15 protein-coding genes and 1 tRNA gene are annotated in these 14,369 nt (G+C 46.7%); 11 read left to right on the plus strand and 5 right to left on the minus strand.

Going from position 1 to position 14,369, the window contains the following annotated elements:
* Positions 1-353: IS1/IS1595 family N-terminal zinc-binding domain-containing protein (locus D9T21_RS15645; RefSeq protein ID WP_206427286.1), on the minus strand; the 353-nt coding region annotated here is incomplete at its 3' end.
* A gap of 79 nt (positions 354-432) precedes the next feature.
* Here D9T21_RS15645 and D9T21_RS15650 point away from each other — a divergent pair.
* The 4 genes from D9T21_RS15650 (at position 433) to D9T21_RS15665 (ending at position 2,509) form a co-directional block, all read left to right on the plus strand.
* Positions 433-780, plus strand: a complete 348-nt coding sequence (locus tag D9T21_RS15650) for a hypothetical protein (RefSeq protein WP_105933339.1) — start codon at positions 433-435, stop codon at positions 778-780.
* Between the two features lie 401 nt (positions 781-1,181).
* A complete protein-coding gene (locus tag D9T21_RS15655) occupies positions 1,182-1,364 on the plus strand; it encodes a hypothetical protein (protein WP_105933340.1) in 183 nt (60 codons plus the stop codon).
* 598 nt (positions 1,365-1,962) lie between these two features.
* Positions 1,963-2,223 carry a type II toxin-antitoxin system ParD family antitoxin gene (locus tag D9T21_RS15660; protein WP_105933341.1) on the plus strand — a complete coding sequence of 87 codons (261 nt, stop codon included), beginning with the start codon at positions 1,963-1,965 and terminating at the stop codon, positions 2,221-2,223.
* Positions 2,210-2,509 carry a type II toxin-antitoxin system RelE/ParE family toxin gene (locus D9T21_RS15665; RefSeq protein WP_241155726.1) on the plus strand — a complete coding sequence of 100 codons (300 nt, stop codon included), beginning with the start codon at positions 2,210-2,212 and terminating at the stop codon, positions 2,507-2,509. The genes D9T21_RS15660 and D9T21_RS15665 overlap by 14 nt, the downstream gene beginning before the upstream one ends.
* Positions 2,510-2,939: 430 nt before the next feature.
* Here D9T21_RS15665 and D9T21_RS15670 read toward each other — a convergent pair whose 3' ends face one another.
* Positions 2,940-4,607 (minus strand): tetratricopeptide repeat protein, encoded by a 1,668-nt coding sequence (locus tag D9T21_RS15670; RefSeq protein WP_123325866.1) that lies wholly within the window; start codon positions 4,605-4,607, stop codon positions 2,940-2,942.
* A 220-nt stretch (positions 4,608-4,827) separates the two neighbouring features.
* On the opposite strand from D9T21_RS15670, the gene D9T21_RS15675 reads away from it, so the two are divergent.
* Positions 4,828-5,031 carry a type II toxin-antitoxin system prevent-host-death family antitoxin gene (locus tag D9T21_RS15675; RefSeq protein WP_241155727.1) on the plus strand — a complete coding sequence of 68 codons (204 nt, stop codon included), beginning with the start codon at positions 4,828-4,830 and terminating at the stop codon, positions 5,029-5,031.
* Positions 5,009-5,365: a type II toxin-antitoxin system RelE/ParE family toxin gene (locus D9T21_RS15680; protein WP_241155728.1), complete on the plus strand. Its 357-nt coding sequence runs from the start codon at positions 5,009-5,011 to the stop codon at positions 5,363-5,365. Before D9T21_RS15675 ends, D9T21_RS15680 begins: the two co-directional genes overlap by 23 nt.
* A 129-nt stretch (positions 5,366-5,494) precedes the next feature.
* Here D9T21_RS15680 and D9T21_RS15685 read toward each other — a convergent pair.
* Positions 5,495-5,581: transfer RNA gene (locus D9T21_RS15685), tRNA-Leu, on the minus strand.
* A gap of 470 nt (positions 5,582-6,051) precedes the next feature.
* Here D9T21_RS15685 and cspE point away from each other — a divergent pair.
* Positions 6,052-6,261, plus strand: a complete 210-nt coding sequence (cspE, locus tag D9T21_RS15690; RefSeq protein WP_070178316.1) for a transcription antiterminator/RNA stability regulator CspE — start codon at positions 6,052-6,054, stop codon at positions 6,259-6,261.
* Positions 6,262-6,516: 255 nt separating this feature from the next.
* Positions 6,517-6,960 carry an RDD family protein gene (locus D9T21_RS15695; protein WP_377908344.1) on the plus strand — a complete coding sequence of 148 codons (444 nt, stop codon included), beginning with the start codon at positions 6,517-6,519 and terminating at the stop codon, positions 6,958-6,960.
* Between the two features lie 56 nt (positions 6,961-7,016).
* Here the strand turns inward: D9T21_RS15695 and lptG are convergent, their stop codons facing one another.
* On the minus strand, positions 7,017-8,078 hold the full coding sequence (lptG, locus tag D9T21_RS15700) for an LPS export ABC transporter permease LptG (protein ID WP_123325870.1): 1,062 nt from the start codon (positions 8,076-8,078) through the stop codon (positions 7,017-7,019).
* Positions 8,075-9,175: an LPS export ABC transporter permease LptF gene (lptF, locus tag D9T21_RS15705; RefSeq protein ID WP_105934875.1), complete on the minus strand. Its 1,101-nt coding sequence runs from the start codon at positions 9,173-9,175 to the stop codon at positions 8,075-8,077. Before lptF ends, lptG begins: the two co-directional genes overlap by 4 nt.
* A gap of 250 nt (positions 9,176-9,425) precedes the next feature.
* Here lptF and pepA point away from each other — a divergent pair, with 250 nt between their 5' ends.
* The 3 genes from pepA to D9T21_RS15720 are packed head-to-tail and all read left to right on the plus strand — an operon-like array spanning position 9,426 to position 14,197.
* Positions 9,426-10,931, plus strand: a complete 1,506-nt coding sequence (pepA, locus tag D9T21_RS15710; protein ID WP_105934874.1) for a leucyl aminopeptidase — start codon at positions 9,426-9,428, stop codon at positions 10,929-10,931.
* A gap of 6 nt (positions 10,932-10,937) precedes the next feature.
* On the plus strand, positions 10,938-11,387 hold the full coding sequence (locus D9T21_RS15715) for a DNA polymerase III subunit chi (protein WP_123325872.1): 450 nt from the start codon (positions 10,938-10,940) through the stop codon (positions 11,385-11,387).
* A gap of 23 nt (positions 11,388-11,410) precedes the next feature.
* Complete coding sequence (locus D9T21_RS15720) at positions 11,411-14,197, plus strand: valine--tRNA ligase (protein ID WP_123325874.1); 2,787 nt, start codon at positions 11,411-11,413, stop codon at positions 14,195-14,197.
* Positions 14,198-14,369: the final 172 nt, after the last annotated feature.

Genomic DNA, 14,369 nt, shown 5'->3' on the forward strand with positions numbered 1-14,369 from the left:
CCACATTCTTCGGCACATTTACGCAATGGCTTACTGTCCAGCATACAGCGAATATATTCTAACCAAAGCTCTTTGTACCTCAGTCGAGCTAGCGGTGTCGCCGTTGTCGCTACAAAGGTTTTGCCGCAGTTCTTGCAGCGATAACGCTGCATCTTGTTTACCTTGCCGTGCCGATTGATCAGTGAGCTATGGCAGTGCGGGCATTCAGGGTTTTCAACCATCCGCTCCTCAAGCTCTGTTATCAACTGTGAGACGCTATCAGTGCCTTTCAGCAGCTTCTCAACATAACGGGTTTGACTATCTGTTAAGTGTTCTAACTCGGCTATAAGCTTTGTAAATTGTGCTGGGAGCATGATCAACCCTTAACGACTGTATTCATATACAGTGTAGCAACAATTTAGCAGAACATAGCCAATTACAATTGAGCTCTATTTGCCGCCATTGGCGGAACGGCTTAAAACCTTCCTGGAAAATATTCAGTTTCGTTTGGTCGGCACAACGGCGACTAAGCAACACTGGAATTGGTTAGCGATTGGCGCTTATATCGCAACCTGGGTGGTTTCCGTTGCTATTGTATCAATACTAGACCCTGCAATGAGCATTGTCGCAAATGTGGCTTTCACCATATTCACCGTGTTTCTTGGCTGCATAATTTTTATCAGTAAAGTATTTGTAAGACTCGGTATTGAGCTCGGCAGGGGCAATGTAATCGGCGGGGTAGGGCTCGTTTTGGCCTTAATTGGTTTTACAATCGAAATATCAAAGATGGTTATTGCCTGATAGCTGGTGCCGCCTTTGCCAGACTATAAAGTCGTTTTTCAGATGATTATAATCGTTTAAGTTGAAAGTCAGACCCAAGAAAACCGACTTGCGTCGGTTTATGGTTCACATCTAAAAGTGATATCAGAGGCTGGGATTGACTGCGCCGGTCACCGGACGGCACAGAGTTACCCCTGGCGGATTCTGGAAAACCATTTGTAGAAATAATTATTAAAAATCATATTTTTATGGTTGTAGGGGCGCACTTATTAGATTCTTTTTGCACTGTTCCGCGGTAATCAAATTCTAGTTGTATGGACAGTTGTGATTAATTAGGTCATACGACAATCTAAATATGTCAGAGTGCACTGTGTGAATACTGACTAATTGATTTCCAATTGACTGAAAAGGAAGGTATACCTATGAAAGAACTAACAGTAAGTGAAACAGAGCTAGTTAATGGCGGCATAGAATATTCAGAAGGCTCTGGATGGGTGGTCGCTACAGCGTTGTATGCTGCAGCAGTTGTGGCTACCGGAGGGGGCGCAATAGCTATAACCGGCGCATTACTTGCATTTGCACAAGCGTCAGCAGCATTAGAATAGCTATGAGAAAAGAAGTGATATATTTCATAGTCTTTATCGCTTTTCAGGTTATTTATGCAATACGTACTTCACCATTTGATTTTACTAGTGGCCTGTTGCTTTCTCTGGGTCTGATTTTTTCATTGGTGTATGTAAAATATGAACTCTTGTCAAATAACCAAAAGTCAGATGAGTAAAGCCCCTGATTGCCGAACCAATGCAATTAATACATATCAGAGATAGTATAATTCAGGCAGGCGGTCCGATGATTGTCTGCCTTTTAAATGAAAGAAACAAAAAACCGACTTTCGTCGGTTTATGTTCACATCTAAAAGTGGTATCTGAGGCCGGGATTGACTGCGCCGGTCACCGGACGGCACAGAGTTACCCCCCCCCCCCCCGCGGATTTTGAAAAATTAGTGTTTAGAATAATTACTTTAAATCAACTGGTTGAAGCTGCAAGAAGTGACTTTGCAAATTCTTTGCATGGTATAAGTTTTCTTACTGAGCGATCACTCACTACTTTTCTAGATTAATGAATGCTCTGTCGAAGCTAATTATAGATTGGTAAAGTGAATATATTATGCGCATAATATGAATGTAACGTGTGGAGGTGTTTATGAATATTACTCTCGGCTCAGAGTTTGAAAAACGTATCAATGAGAAAGTGGCCTCAGGTCTTTATACCTCAGCGAGCGAAGTTATCAGAGATGGCCTTAGATTGCTTTTCGAAAAAGACGTACTAAAGCAGCAACAATTGGACATCTTACGAGAAGAGGTAGGGAAAGGTTTCCAGCAATTATCTGAAGGTAAAAGCTCAGATAAATCAGCATTGGACATCTTTGCTGAAGTAAGTGGCCAAGTCGATGGCAAGTTATAAGCTCTCCGAACTTGCAGAAGATGATCTGAGACTAATAGCCATCAAAACCATTGAAGCTTGGGGACATAGTCAGGCTGAAGCGTATATCTTATTGCTGCATGAGGCCTTAATTAAGATTGCCAATGCGCCAGATATCGGAAAGAGAAGACCAGAGCTTTCTGATAATGCGCGAAGTTTCCCAATTCAAAAACATATGGTTATTACTGGCCCTCAGCACAGGGCATCGAAATCGCCAGAATACTACATCAACGAATGGATGATATATCTGCGTTTGAATAGAAAATAAGACACAAAAAAACCGACTCACGTCGGTTTATTGATGCACACCTAAGAAGTGTTTGGTACCAGAGGCCGGACTTGAACCGGCACAGAGTTACCCCGGCGGATTTTGAAAAGTTGGTGTTTGAAATAATCATTTAAAATCAGCAAGTTAAACTGTAAAAATGACGCTTTGCAAATTCTTTGCATGACTAACAGCTTTTTGCATAGAAAATGCTTAGTGCCACTTTACCCGATTCTCCCTCCCCCTGTACATGAAGCCCCAAACAAAGGTGATGAGGTTTAGGTGGAATCCCTTTCTATCAGATTCAAATAAACGGTGTGTTTTGATCTGAAATTCCATGCCATAACAAATAAATTGATGTTTATTGAAGACGCTATGATTACTGATGCCGCACGCATTCGATTAGAGTAAATGACGTTTTTTATCACCGGATTCATATGTGCCAAGAAATCAGTTCGGTAAACAGAGGCGTAGCTATGATTTCTTTGGAAAATCCATTTGTATTTTCATCGGTGCTTTCACGTTTTTCAATTAGTCCTACTTGCCATGCAAAGTCGAACCAGAAATGAAAAATATACTGGGAGGGAAATTCTATCTTTGAAAGCTCTGACAACGGATCTGCTTGATCTGGGAAAGCCTGCTCAAAAAGTACCTGGTATTCTCGGTAATGTCGCCATTCAGTGCCAAGATGACGAAGCATATACAATGAGTAACCTATACTGAACTGATAGAATGCACAATCGCTCTCATTACCACTAATATACGCCCAGTTGTACTCAGTAGCATACGTTTTAAACAGTATTTGATAAAGTTCAGTCGCAGCTGTGCTATCACCTTGCTGTATGCGCTCATAAAGTTGCCATGTTGATTTCAAAGGCTTCCAGCGCCCACCGTGTTTACGAATTAATTTGGCAATCAACAAGATGCTGCGAACTACATGTAGGTTAATGAAATCGTCTTCTCTATTTATTTTGGAAACGATAAAGCTAGGAGCAAACTCTTTCATATAACTATCGAATAGCGACCGACATAAATTGCGGGGCAAATTTCCATTGGCGGTGCACTTAACTCCATCAGCCCCTAAAGCTCCTATTAAATTTACAGCTAACCAATAAACAGGGGCTGATGTAAATTGGGTAACATTCGAAAATTGCCAGCTAAGTAAATCACTGGATTCGAAAGGCTCAGTAAGTAGCTTGTGAGTTTGGCTTGGTGTGAGGTTAAGCATATCAGTATTCGGTGAACTGTTATGCTCATTCATATAGTTCTCAACAAATGCTTGGGCATCCTCAATTGAGTCAAATTGCTCGTTGGCCATGGCTTGTGATATTGCCTGATTGAGTTCAGTGGCAGGATTTGAGGTTTTCTCTTTTTCTGCATAGAAATCGGTAATACCAAATCCTGGAAGCTCTTCTATCTCTCCGTCTTCAAGCGCTTTTAATAATATCAGGTTATTTTCAGCTAACAGGTAATCCGGATCAATTGCCAACGCTCGATGAAACGCACGTTTTGCAGACAAGTGATCGCCTAAATACATCTGACAAATTCCCAAATTGCCGCAGCTTTGTACATGCTCAGGCTGGCTTTTTAACAGTAGAGTAAAGCAGTTTGCCGCTTCACTGAACTTATGACTTTCTAACAATACAACACCTTCTTCAAAAATTTCGGCGTCTATAAGGTACTGTTCTAAAGTGAGGTGTTCGGGAAGTTGTTCTCTTATCGCCTGGAGATGGAGTCTGGCAGGTTCATATTGATGAAGTTCTTCCGGTGACGCACTGTCCAGCGCATTTTGAAAAGCCGCTAAAGATTCAGCAATTGAGCCAGATTTTTCGGCACAGAGTCCAAAATTAAAGTATACAAAAGCAGGTGCGTAGCCACTGTTTATTGCTTGCTTAAAAAACAAATAACCATCGGTATGATCGTTATCGATAAATACAGCTGCTAGCCCTTGAAGCGCAAAGCAAACAGGATGTCGGGGGAATTTCCTGACCGCTTTTTTTACAATGAGTCGGGCAAGTTTATAATCTTCGTCATCAATGGCATCAAAAAATGCGTCAAGCCGCATCTCTAATTTCGGGAAATCTTTATCAAACTTTGTCAAGTAAGTAGTCTTGAATCACTGAATTAATATAAGAAGCATAACATGCAGAGTTTCCAATCTTGAAGCCGAATTGATTAAATAAATGTTCCGGTATAGGCATATCGTGAAAATATGGCGATTCACTCGGAAAACTAACCGTTTCGTTTTGCGTCTATCGGTCTATAATAGGTCTATATTTAGACCAATAGAGATTGTCATGAAAACTCAAACTGTATCTTACATGAAGGAACATGCGAATCATCTGGAATTGGATAATCCCATTTTGGTCACGCAAAATGGCAAGCCAAAGTATGTTATTCAGGATGCGAAAGACTACGAAGAACAGCAGCAAACTATAGCATTATTAAAACTCATTAATTTGTCAGAACGCAGTGCGCGACAGAATGGGCTATTTGATCTGGATGAAGCATTTGACGACGATTGAATACAGCATAAAAGTGACACCGGTTTTTAAACTTTGTTTGAAAAAACTGAATGCATTTTTAACTAGAAAATTTAATCAGAATGTTGCTAGCGAGACCAAGCAAGCTATTAAATCAAAAGTTAAGTCTCAACTCTCTGGAAATCCGTATTCTGCGCCTCATAGTGACAGGCTCCTGGAACTAGGATTAACTGAATACAGACAACTTCTTGTCGATAGTCATAATGTGGTGTTTTATCGAGTCGATGAGTCTACAAAGACGATCATCCTTCTTCTGGTTATTGATTCTAGACAAGATCTGAAAAAGCTTTTGTTTGAAGTTAACTTGCTCGTCTGATTTATTCTAAATTAATAGAACAGGATGAATACTGATCCCTCGTTTACAGGGTAGAGCAGAGCTACAGAAAGACGCTGATTTCAGGCACAAAAAAACCGACTCTCGTCGGTTTGTGTTCACATCTAAAAGTGGTACCAGAGGCCGGACTTGAACCGGCACAGAGTTACCCCCGGCGGATTTTGAATCCGCTGCGTCTACCAATTCCGCCACTCTGGCACTGATAGATGTGCTGTGACTGCGTACAGTCAGGTTGCGAATTATAACGATGTCATAGAGGCTGACAAGCGTTTTTTAGTGATTCTTCAATAAGCGGCTAAATATTATGCTGATTTGCGCCAGGTTTTGACAAGCAGGGCAGAAAGCCGTTGCAAGCTTATTGGTTAGTAACGGTTTTTATTTCTACACCCATAAACTCATGGTAACACTGCCAATGTGCCAGTGTTAAAATTATTTTTAAAAAGTTTAAAAAATAGCCTGACACAACTGAATAACGGTGCTAGGATCCGTGTGCCTTTGAAAGGTTCTATTATATTTGAAAATTGCTCGTTCCGTTGATCCATTGTAAGTCCCTTGCGCGATTCACATTAGATACGATTACTGAATCAAGCCTGCCGCAAAACAGATAGCCCTTCAATGCAACACCGGTTGTTACAACCACTTAAATTTAATACTTTTTGGAGTTATCTATGTCTACTTCTACAGGCACAGTAAAATGGTTCGACGAAGCTAAAGGTTTCGGTTTTATTTCTCAGGCTGACGGCGGCAAAGATGTATTTGTACACTTCCGTGCGATCAAATCTGACGGTTTCCGCACCTTAACTGAAGGTCAAAACGTTCAGTTCACTATCGAACAAGGTAACAAAGGTCCACAGGCTGCTGACGTAGTAGTACTGTAAGACAGTTGTTCTTAAAACAGGCACCTTCGGGTGCCTGTTTTGTTTCTGGCTCCAGATAATCTTTCTTTCGCTTTCCGTCCTTACGCTAACCGTCTACTTTTGCTCTGAACTGTGGCACACTTGCGCCCATCGCTGTCATACACACCGCAAGCCATGGTTAAAAAAGTAAAAAACACTAAAACAAAACAAATCAATCAGTCATCGCAACAGGTTGAGCAATCTGCCCGTGCCGGATTCGTGCGGCGTCTGGCTGCCATGATCTATGATGCACTGGTGGCTACGGCAGTAGGCATGTGTGCGGCCATGGTATTGATTGTGGTGCTGGTTGTCTCACTGAAGAACGGCTGGCTTGATTTACAAGGTTACAATGAACCCAATGAATTACTTGGCGAGTCTGTGATGTATAAAACGCTGATCCAGGTTTGGGTTGGTTTGTGGGTTGCCGGGTTTTTCTTATGGTTTTGGAAGCGCGGCGGTCAAACCCTTGGGATGCGCGCCTGGCGGTTACGGATATACAGCACTACCGACGAGCCGGTAGGGTGGGGCCGACTTGTGCTGCGATTAATCGCCTCGCTGGGCGGACTGGGCACACTGCTAGTGCTGCTAGATGTCAAGAACAAGCAATCTCTGCAAGACCGGCTGGCACAAACCGAAGTGCTCAAACTGACTAAAGAACAGAATAATCACAAGAGCTGGTAATTAAAATCAAGGGGTCAGAGTACATGAATGAAGTTCATGTACTCTGACCCCTTGATTTATCTGGAGAGCAGTGCTGTTGCTACAGCAGCGAAGAGGATGCTTGGTAGCAGCGCGCCAAGTACCGGCGGAATGTTATAAACCAGGCTCAGTGGGCCGAATACTTCATTGGTGATGAAAAAGCCGAAGCCGGTTAATACGCCCATGATAATTCGCGCACCCATAGTCACACTTCGCAATGGTCCGAATATGAACGACAGCGCCATTAATAGCATTACACTTACGGTAACCGGTTGCAGTACTTTACGCCATAAAGCCAGCTCGTAGCGGCTGGTATCCTGCTTGTTATTGGCCCGGTAAGTGATGTATTCCTGCAAACCCTGAATCGATAACGCCTCGGGCTTCACTGTTACGATACCCAGTTTGTCTGGCGTTAAAGACGAGTCCCAGCGCCAGGTTGGCTGTACATCGGCAGTAATAGCGTCTGCGCTAAAGTAGGTGTGTGTCACCTGAGTCAGCGTCCAGCCATTTTGTTCGTAAAAGCCGCCACCGGCATTGGTGATGCTGTCCAGCTGTAAGCCATCATTAAACCGGTAGATAGTGACTTCCTGCAATGAATCGCGGCTCATTACCTGGCCAATACTCACGAAATGATCGCCGTCTTTGGCCCACACATATTTATCGGAGGAAAACAGCGAGCCGCCGGTTATGGCTTCGGTACGCAGCTCTTTGGCGCGGGATTCACTTACCGGGGTGATCCATTCACCCACTGCCATTACCACAATAATCATCACCACGGCCGATTTCATGGCTGAGGTAATCAAGTTCCAGCGGCTAAGGCCTGCTGCCTGCATAACCACCAGTTCGCTGTTGCTGGCCAGCACACCCATGCCGATGAGTCCGCCAAGCAATACCGCCATCGGAAAGAACTGTTCAAGGTCCCGGGGTAAACTAAGCAGTACGTAAACCAGCGCGGCCAGCATGTCGTAGTTGCCTTCGCCAACTTTGCGCAATTGTTCAACAAACTTGATCAGGGCACTCAAACCAATCAATACCGACAGGGTTACAGTAACTGTACCCAACAAGGTTCTGGCGATATACCAGTCGAGAATGCGGATCATGACTTTCTCCGCTTCAGCATGGCTTTAATTTCGGTGCCGAACTTACGATCCCGGGCGAGCAGGGTAAAGCCAATGATCAGCATAATGCCGTGCACCCACCACAAGCCGAGCTGGATAGGAATTTTGCCGTCTTCCAGCACGCGTCGGCTGGCCAGTAGCAGCATAAAGTAACCAAGGTACAGTAAAATCGCCGGGAACATCTTACCAAAGCGCCCCTGGCGCGGATCCACCGCACTGAGCGGCACCGCAATCAGCACCAGAAAAGGAATCGATAGCGGAATAGCCAGCCGCCATTGCAGTTCAGCCAGTGCTTCTGTGGAGCCGTCTTCAAGCAATTCCATGGTGGGGATTACCGACACCTTTTTGCGCTTTTGCTGCTGCTCCGGGTCGTCAATCTGGATTTGATATTCATCGAAAGCCACTACCCGAAAATCCAGGCGACGCTGCTCGCCTTCGTACTGATTACCGTTATTCAGAATCAATTGGCGGGTGCCGTCCGGCTCTTTGTTAACCGTGCCTTGTTCGGCATAAACGACCCGAACCTGCTCGTCACCTTCATTTTTTTGCTGGGCCAGAAAGACTTTCTGAAGTGAGTTGTCACTACCAATATCATGTACGAATATTACGGCTTCCTGGTTGCCGGTTTGTTGGAATCTGCCAGGAATAATGGCACTAAAACCGGCTTCTGCCTTGGCTTGCTCGCGCAGGTTATATTCACTCTCTGCGGCCAGCGGTGCCAGATACAGAGTAACAACGCCAGTCACCAACATAATGATGAACGATAAAAATAACATTACGCGGGTGACATACCATTCACTGATCCCGCAGGCGCGCATTACGGTCATTTCGCTGTCTACATACAGCCTGCCGTAAGCCATCATAATCCCCAAAAAAGCGCTGATAGGAATAACCAGCGAAGCGAGTACCGGAGCATATAAAGACAGGAAGCCGAGCACCAGACTGGCCGGGATGTCACCCTCTGAGGCGTCTCCCAAAACACGGACAAATCGCAGGGTAATGAAAATTGCCATCAATATTAAAAATATGGCAATTTGCGATTTAAGCGTTTCCTTAAGCAGATAGCGGAATATCAGCATATCTGGCCTGTGCAAAAAGTCGGAATTTTAGTGAAAGCGGCTATAATTTTGAGTAAACTTACCATTTTTACAAGTTTTGCCAGTAATAACTAACCGTTGGTTCCGGAAGGCGCGTTTGCCTGAACCGTGAATTATCACGTTGACGCGCCCTACGCAGGATTGAATTCGTGCGTATTAAACCATAAAGCAAGGCAAAACGGCATGTAAAATTGTTCCGGGCCAACCAGACAGAACAAAAAGAGGTGATACAGTGGAGTTTAACGTAAAGAGCGGCAGTCCAGAGAAACAACGCAGTGCATGTATTGTGGTGGGCGTTTATGAGCCGCGACGTTTGTCCGGCGTTGCCGAACAACTGGACGCAATTAGTGAAGGATACATCAGCAATCTGCTGCGCCGCGGCGACCTCGAGGGGAAAGCCGGTCAGATGTTGCTGCTCCACCACGTACCCAATGTATTAAGCGAGCGGGTGCTGCTGGTTGGTTGTGGAAAAGAACGCGAGCTGGACGAGCGCCAGTACAAACAGATCATCGCTAAAACCATTCAAACCCTCAACGAAACCGGTTCAATGGAAGCTGTGTGCTTCTTAACCGAGCTACACGTTAAGGGTCGTGATACCTACTGGAAAGTACGCCAGGCGGTAGAAACCTCACAGGACACCCTGTACACCTTCCTGCAACTGAAGACCAAGAAAGGCGAACCGCGTCGTCCGCTGCGTAAAATTGTTTTCAATGTGCCAACCCGTCGCGAACTCACCGTGGGTGAAAAAGCGGTTGAGCACGGCCTGGCCATTGCCAAGGGCGTTAAGGTGACTAAAGACGTGGCCAACATGCCACCAAACATCTGTAACCCGGCTTATCTGTGGGAGCAGGCTCAGCAAATGGCTGAAGAATATGGCAGCGTTAACGTGGAAGTCGTTAACGAAGCCAACATGAAAGATTTGGGGATGAATTCTTACCTGGCCGTGGGCCGTGGCTCTGAGAATGAATCGCTAATGAGTATTATTCATCATAAAGGCGGCGCTGATGATCAGGCACCACTGGTGCTGGTGGGTAAAGGCCTTACCTTTGACTCAGGCGGTATCTCATTAAAGCCAGGCGATGGCATGGACGAAATGAAGTACGACATGGGCGGCGCAGCCTCCGTACTGGGTGTTATGCATACAGTGGCGGCGCTCAATCTGCCAATTAACGTAATTGGCGTACTGGCCGGTTGTGAAAACATGCCGGATGCTAACGCTTATCGCCCTGGTGATATCTTAACTACCATGTCGGGCCAGACGGTTGAAGTGTTAAACACTGATGCGGAAGGCCGTTTGGTACTGTGTGATGCGCTGACTTATGTTGAGCGTTTCGATCCGGAAACCGTGGTTGATGTAGCCACATTAACAGGTGCTTGTATCATCGCGCTGGGTAAACATGCTACCGGCCTGATGAGCACGCACAACCCACTGGCTCACGAGTTGCTGAATGCCTCTGAGCAGGCATCAGACCGTGCATGGCGCTTACCGCTGTGGGATGACTATCAGGAGCAACTTGAAAGCCCGTTTGCCGATATGGCTAACATTGGCGGTCGTCCGGCGGGTTCAATTACTGCTGGCTGCTTCCTGTCGCGCTTTACCAAGAAATACAACTGGGCGCACCTGGATATCGCAGGTACTGCGTGGAACAGTGGTAAGAATAAAGGCGCAACCGGTCGTCCGGTGCCTATGCTGGCGCAGTTCCTGATGAACCGTGCTGGTTTAGGCGCAGAGGATTAAAGGTTAATGCCTGCCGTTCGATTTTACGCACTGGCTGAGGCGTCTGTTTCTCCCGCAGGGCACAAAAGTGTACCTGCGGTGTGCGCCAAAGCCTGCGAACTCACCGCCGAGCTCTATTCGCAGAAGAAAAAGAGTGTGGTACTGTGCGCAGACCAGGCTCAGGCCGAAGCTGTCGATCAGCTTTTATGGCAACTGCCAGCGGCGCGGTTTGTGCCGCACAACCTTGCCGGTGAGGGCCCCAATGGCGGCGCACCGGTAGAAATCGTCTGGCAGCCTCAGTCGCTGCCACGCAAACAATGTCTGATTAACGTTAGCGGAAAAATGGTGGATAACTTCAACCAGTTTCAGCAAATTATTGATTTTGTGCCGGTAGAAGAAACGGCCAAGCAGCGAGCCCGCGAACGTTACAAACAATTTCAACAAGCCGGTTGCCAGATGCAATTCCTGCCGGCCTAAAAAGAGACTTTTCGAGACACTCCATGGACAAAACCTACGAACCCCAATCGATCGAAAAACAGTGTTATCAGCGCTGGGAAAGCGAAGGCTTATTCAAAGCCAAGGGTGATGAAGCGCCAACGGGGAACCCTTACTGTATTTTACTGCCGCCTCCTAATGTTACCGGCAGCCTGCATATGGGCCACGGCTTCCAGCAAACCATTATGGACGTGCTGACCCGTTATCACCGTATGAAAGGCGATAATACGCTGTGGCAGGTGGGAACCGACCACGCTGGTATTGCCACCCAAATGGTGGTTGAGCGTCAGTTAAATGCCGAAGGCAAAACCCGTCACGATCTGGGACGCGAAGCGTTTATCGACAAAATCTGGGAGTGGAAAGAGCACTCAGGTGGCACCATCACCAGCCAGATGCGCCGTTTAGGCACCTCGCCAGACTGGGACCGTGAAGTGTTTACCATGGACGATAACCTGTCCAAAGCGGTGACCGAAGTCTTTGTACGTTTGCACGATGACGGCCTGATCTATCGCGGCAAACGTTTGGTTAACTGGGATCCGGTACTGCACACCGCGGTTTCCGATCTCGAGGTACTCAACGAGGAAGAAGCTGGCCATATGTGGCACATGCGCTATCCGCTGGCCGATGGCAGCGGCAGTATTGTGGTTGCCACTACTCGACCTGAAACCATGCTGGGCGACACCGCTGTGGCGGTACACCCGGAAGATGAGCGTTATCAGGACTACATTGGCAAAGAGATCCGCCTGCCGATCACCGGCCGTTTAATCCCTATCATTGCTGATGATTATGTGGATCCGGAATTTGGTACCGGCTGCGTTAAGATTACGCCTGCGCATGATTTCAACGATTACGACATGGGTAAGCGTCACGGCTTGCCGATGATCAATATCTTCACCCCGGATGCCAAAGTTAACGACGAAGCCCCGGAAGCCTATCAGGGGCTGGACCGCTTTGATGCGCGTAAAGCTATTGTAGCGCAGCTCGAAGAAGACGGTGTACTGGTTAAAATTGACGATCACAAACTTAAAGTACCTCGTGGCGATCGCACGGGGGCGGTTATCGAACCATACCTCACCGATCAGTGGTACGTGGCAATCGAAGAGCTGGCTAAGCCGGCTATCGAAGCGGTAGAAAGCGGCGAAATTCGTTTTGTACCAGAGAACTGGAATAAAACCTACTACCAGTGGATGAACAATATTCAGGACTGGTGTATTTCCCGTCAGCTGTGGTGGGGTCACCGCATTCCAGCCTGGTACGACAATGAGGGCAACGTTTACGTTGGTCGTACAGAAGACGAGGTACGCAACAAGTACCACCTTGAAGCGGGCGTCCAGCTGAACCAGGACGAAGACGTTCTGGATACCTGGTTCTCTTCTGCATTATGGCCGTTTGCCACCATGGGCTGGCCGGAAGAAACCCCAGAGCTGGAAACTTTTGTGCCGTCGTCGGTGCTGGTTACCGGGTTCGATATTATCTTTTTCTGGGTAGCGCGCATGATCATGATGACCAAGCGCTTTACCGGCAAAATCCCGTTTAAAGATATCTACATTACCGGCCTTATCCGCGACGAAAGCGGTGACAAAATGTCGAAGTCGAAAGGTAACGTGCTGGATCCTATCGATCTGATCGACGGTATCGACCTGGAATCACTCGTTACTAAACGCACCACTGGCATGATGCAGCCACAACTGGCGGCTAAAATTGAAAAACGCACCCGCAAGCAGTTCCCTGAAGGTATTCATGCCTACGGTACTGATGCGCTGCGTTTTACGTTTGCAGCCATGGCGTCAACCAGTCGTGATATCAACTTTGATATGGGCCGGGTAGAGGGCTACCGTAACTTCTGCAACAAAATCTGGAATGCCTCGCGCTTTGTGCTGATGAACACCGAAACCGAAGATACCGGTCGTGACGGTGGCGAGTTAGTCCTGAGCCTGGCCGATAAGTGGATTTGGGCGCAGTTCCAGCAAACTCTGGTGGAATTTGAAAAAGCGCTTGCTGATTATCGCTTTGATATTGCAGCACAAACGGTTTATGAGTTTACCTGGAACCAGTTCTGTGACTGGTATCTGGAGCTTACCAAACCGGTACTGAATAACGATGAGTCAAGCGACGCTGAAAAACGCGGTACCCGTCATACGTTAATTAATGTGCTGGAGAGCCTGCTGCGCTTATTGCACCCGTTAATGCCATTTATTACCGAAACCATCTGGGAACGTGTGGCACCGCTTAGTGCGTTGGATTTCAACGCTGGCGACAGCATCATGGTTCAGCCTTTCCCGACGTTAGATGCCGCTAAGCAGGATGAGCAGGTACTGGCCGACATCGAATGGGTTAAGCGCTTTATCGTAGGTATTCGTAACATTCGTGGTGAAATGGACATTGCGCCGAGCAAGCCACTTCCTGCACTGCTGCGTAACGTTAGCAGCGAAGACGAGCGCCGTTTAGGTATTTCCCGCACCTTTATCGACCGCCTGGCACGTCTTGAGTCCATTACGGTGCTTAAGGAAGGTGAAGAAGCACCAGCCAGCGCGGCAGCGGTAGTGGGTGAGATGGAAATTCTTATTCCTATGGCGGGCCTGATTGATAAAGAAGCCGAGCTTGCCCGTATTGCTAAAGCCATGGGTAAACTGGAACAAGACGTAGCCCGCTTTAAAGGCAAGCTGTCTAACGAGAAGTTTGTTAGCAATGCGCCTCAAGCCGTGATTGAAAAAGAAAAAGCCAAGCTGGCTGATTCTGAGTCACAGCTGGCTAAGCTGAAAGCTCAGCACGAGACAATTGCCGCGCTGTAAGTATTTGTACTTAAGATAATAAAAAACGCACCAGGTGAAAGCCTGGTGCGTTTTTTTATGGGTTGCGTTTGTTAATTCGGAACTGCCTTATACCAATCCACATAGGAGTTTACTCTCTCAGAGTGAGTCAAAACGACTTAGATCACGACGCGTTCTCTGTGGCATAGTCATT

This window comes from Marisediminitalea oceani (assembly GCF_003731635.1).
In the GTDB taxonomy this organism is placed as follows: Bacteria; Pseudomonadota; Gammaproteobacteria; order Enterobacterales; family Alteromonadaceae; genus Alteromonas; species Alteromonas oceani.

Coding starts and splice junctions, on each gene's coding strand:
- D9T21_RS15655 (WP_105933340.1), top strand. CDS start 1,182: ATGAAAGAACTAACAGTAAGTGAAACAGAGCTAGTTAATGGCGGCATA.
- D9T21_RS15660 (WP_105933341.1), top strand. CDS start 1,963: ATGAATATTACTCTCGGCTCAGAGTTTGAAAAACGTATCAATGAGAAA.
- D9T21_RS15665 (WP_241155726.1), top strand. CDS start 2,210: ATGGCAAGTTATAAGCTCTCCGAACTTGCAGAAGATGATCTGAGACTA.
- D9T21_RS15675 (WP_241155727.1), top strand. CDS start 4,828: ATGAAGGAACATGCGAATCATCTGGAATTGGATAATCCCATTTTGGTC.
- D9T21_RS15680 (WP_241155728.1), top strand. CDS start 5,009: ATGAAGCATTTGACGACGATTGAATACAGCATAAAAGTGACACCGGTT.
- cspE (WP_070178316.1), top strand. CDS start 6,052: ATGTCTACTTCTACAGGCACAGTAAAATGGTTCGACGAAGCTAAAGGT.
- D9T21_RS15695 (WP_377908344.1), top strand. CDS start 6,517: ATGATCTATGATGCACTGGTGGCTACGGCAGTAGGCATGTGTGCGGCC.
- lptG (WP_123325870.1), bottom strand. CDS start 8,078: ATGATCCGCATTCTCGACTGGTATATCGCCAGAACCTTGTTGGGTACA.
- lptF (WP_105934875.1), bottom strand. CDS start 9,175: ATGCTGATATTCCGCTATCTGCTTAAGGAAACGCTTAAATCGCAAATT.
- D9T21_RS15715 (WP_123325872.1), top strand. CDS start 10,938: ATGCCTGCCGTTCGATTTTACGCACTGGCTGAGGCGTCTGTTTCTCCC.
- D9T21_RS15720 (WP_123325874.1), top strand. CDS start 11,411: ATGGACAAAACCTACGAACCCCAATCGATCGAAAAACAGTGTTATCAG.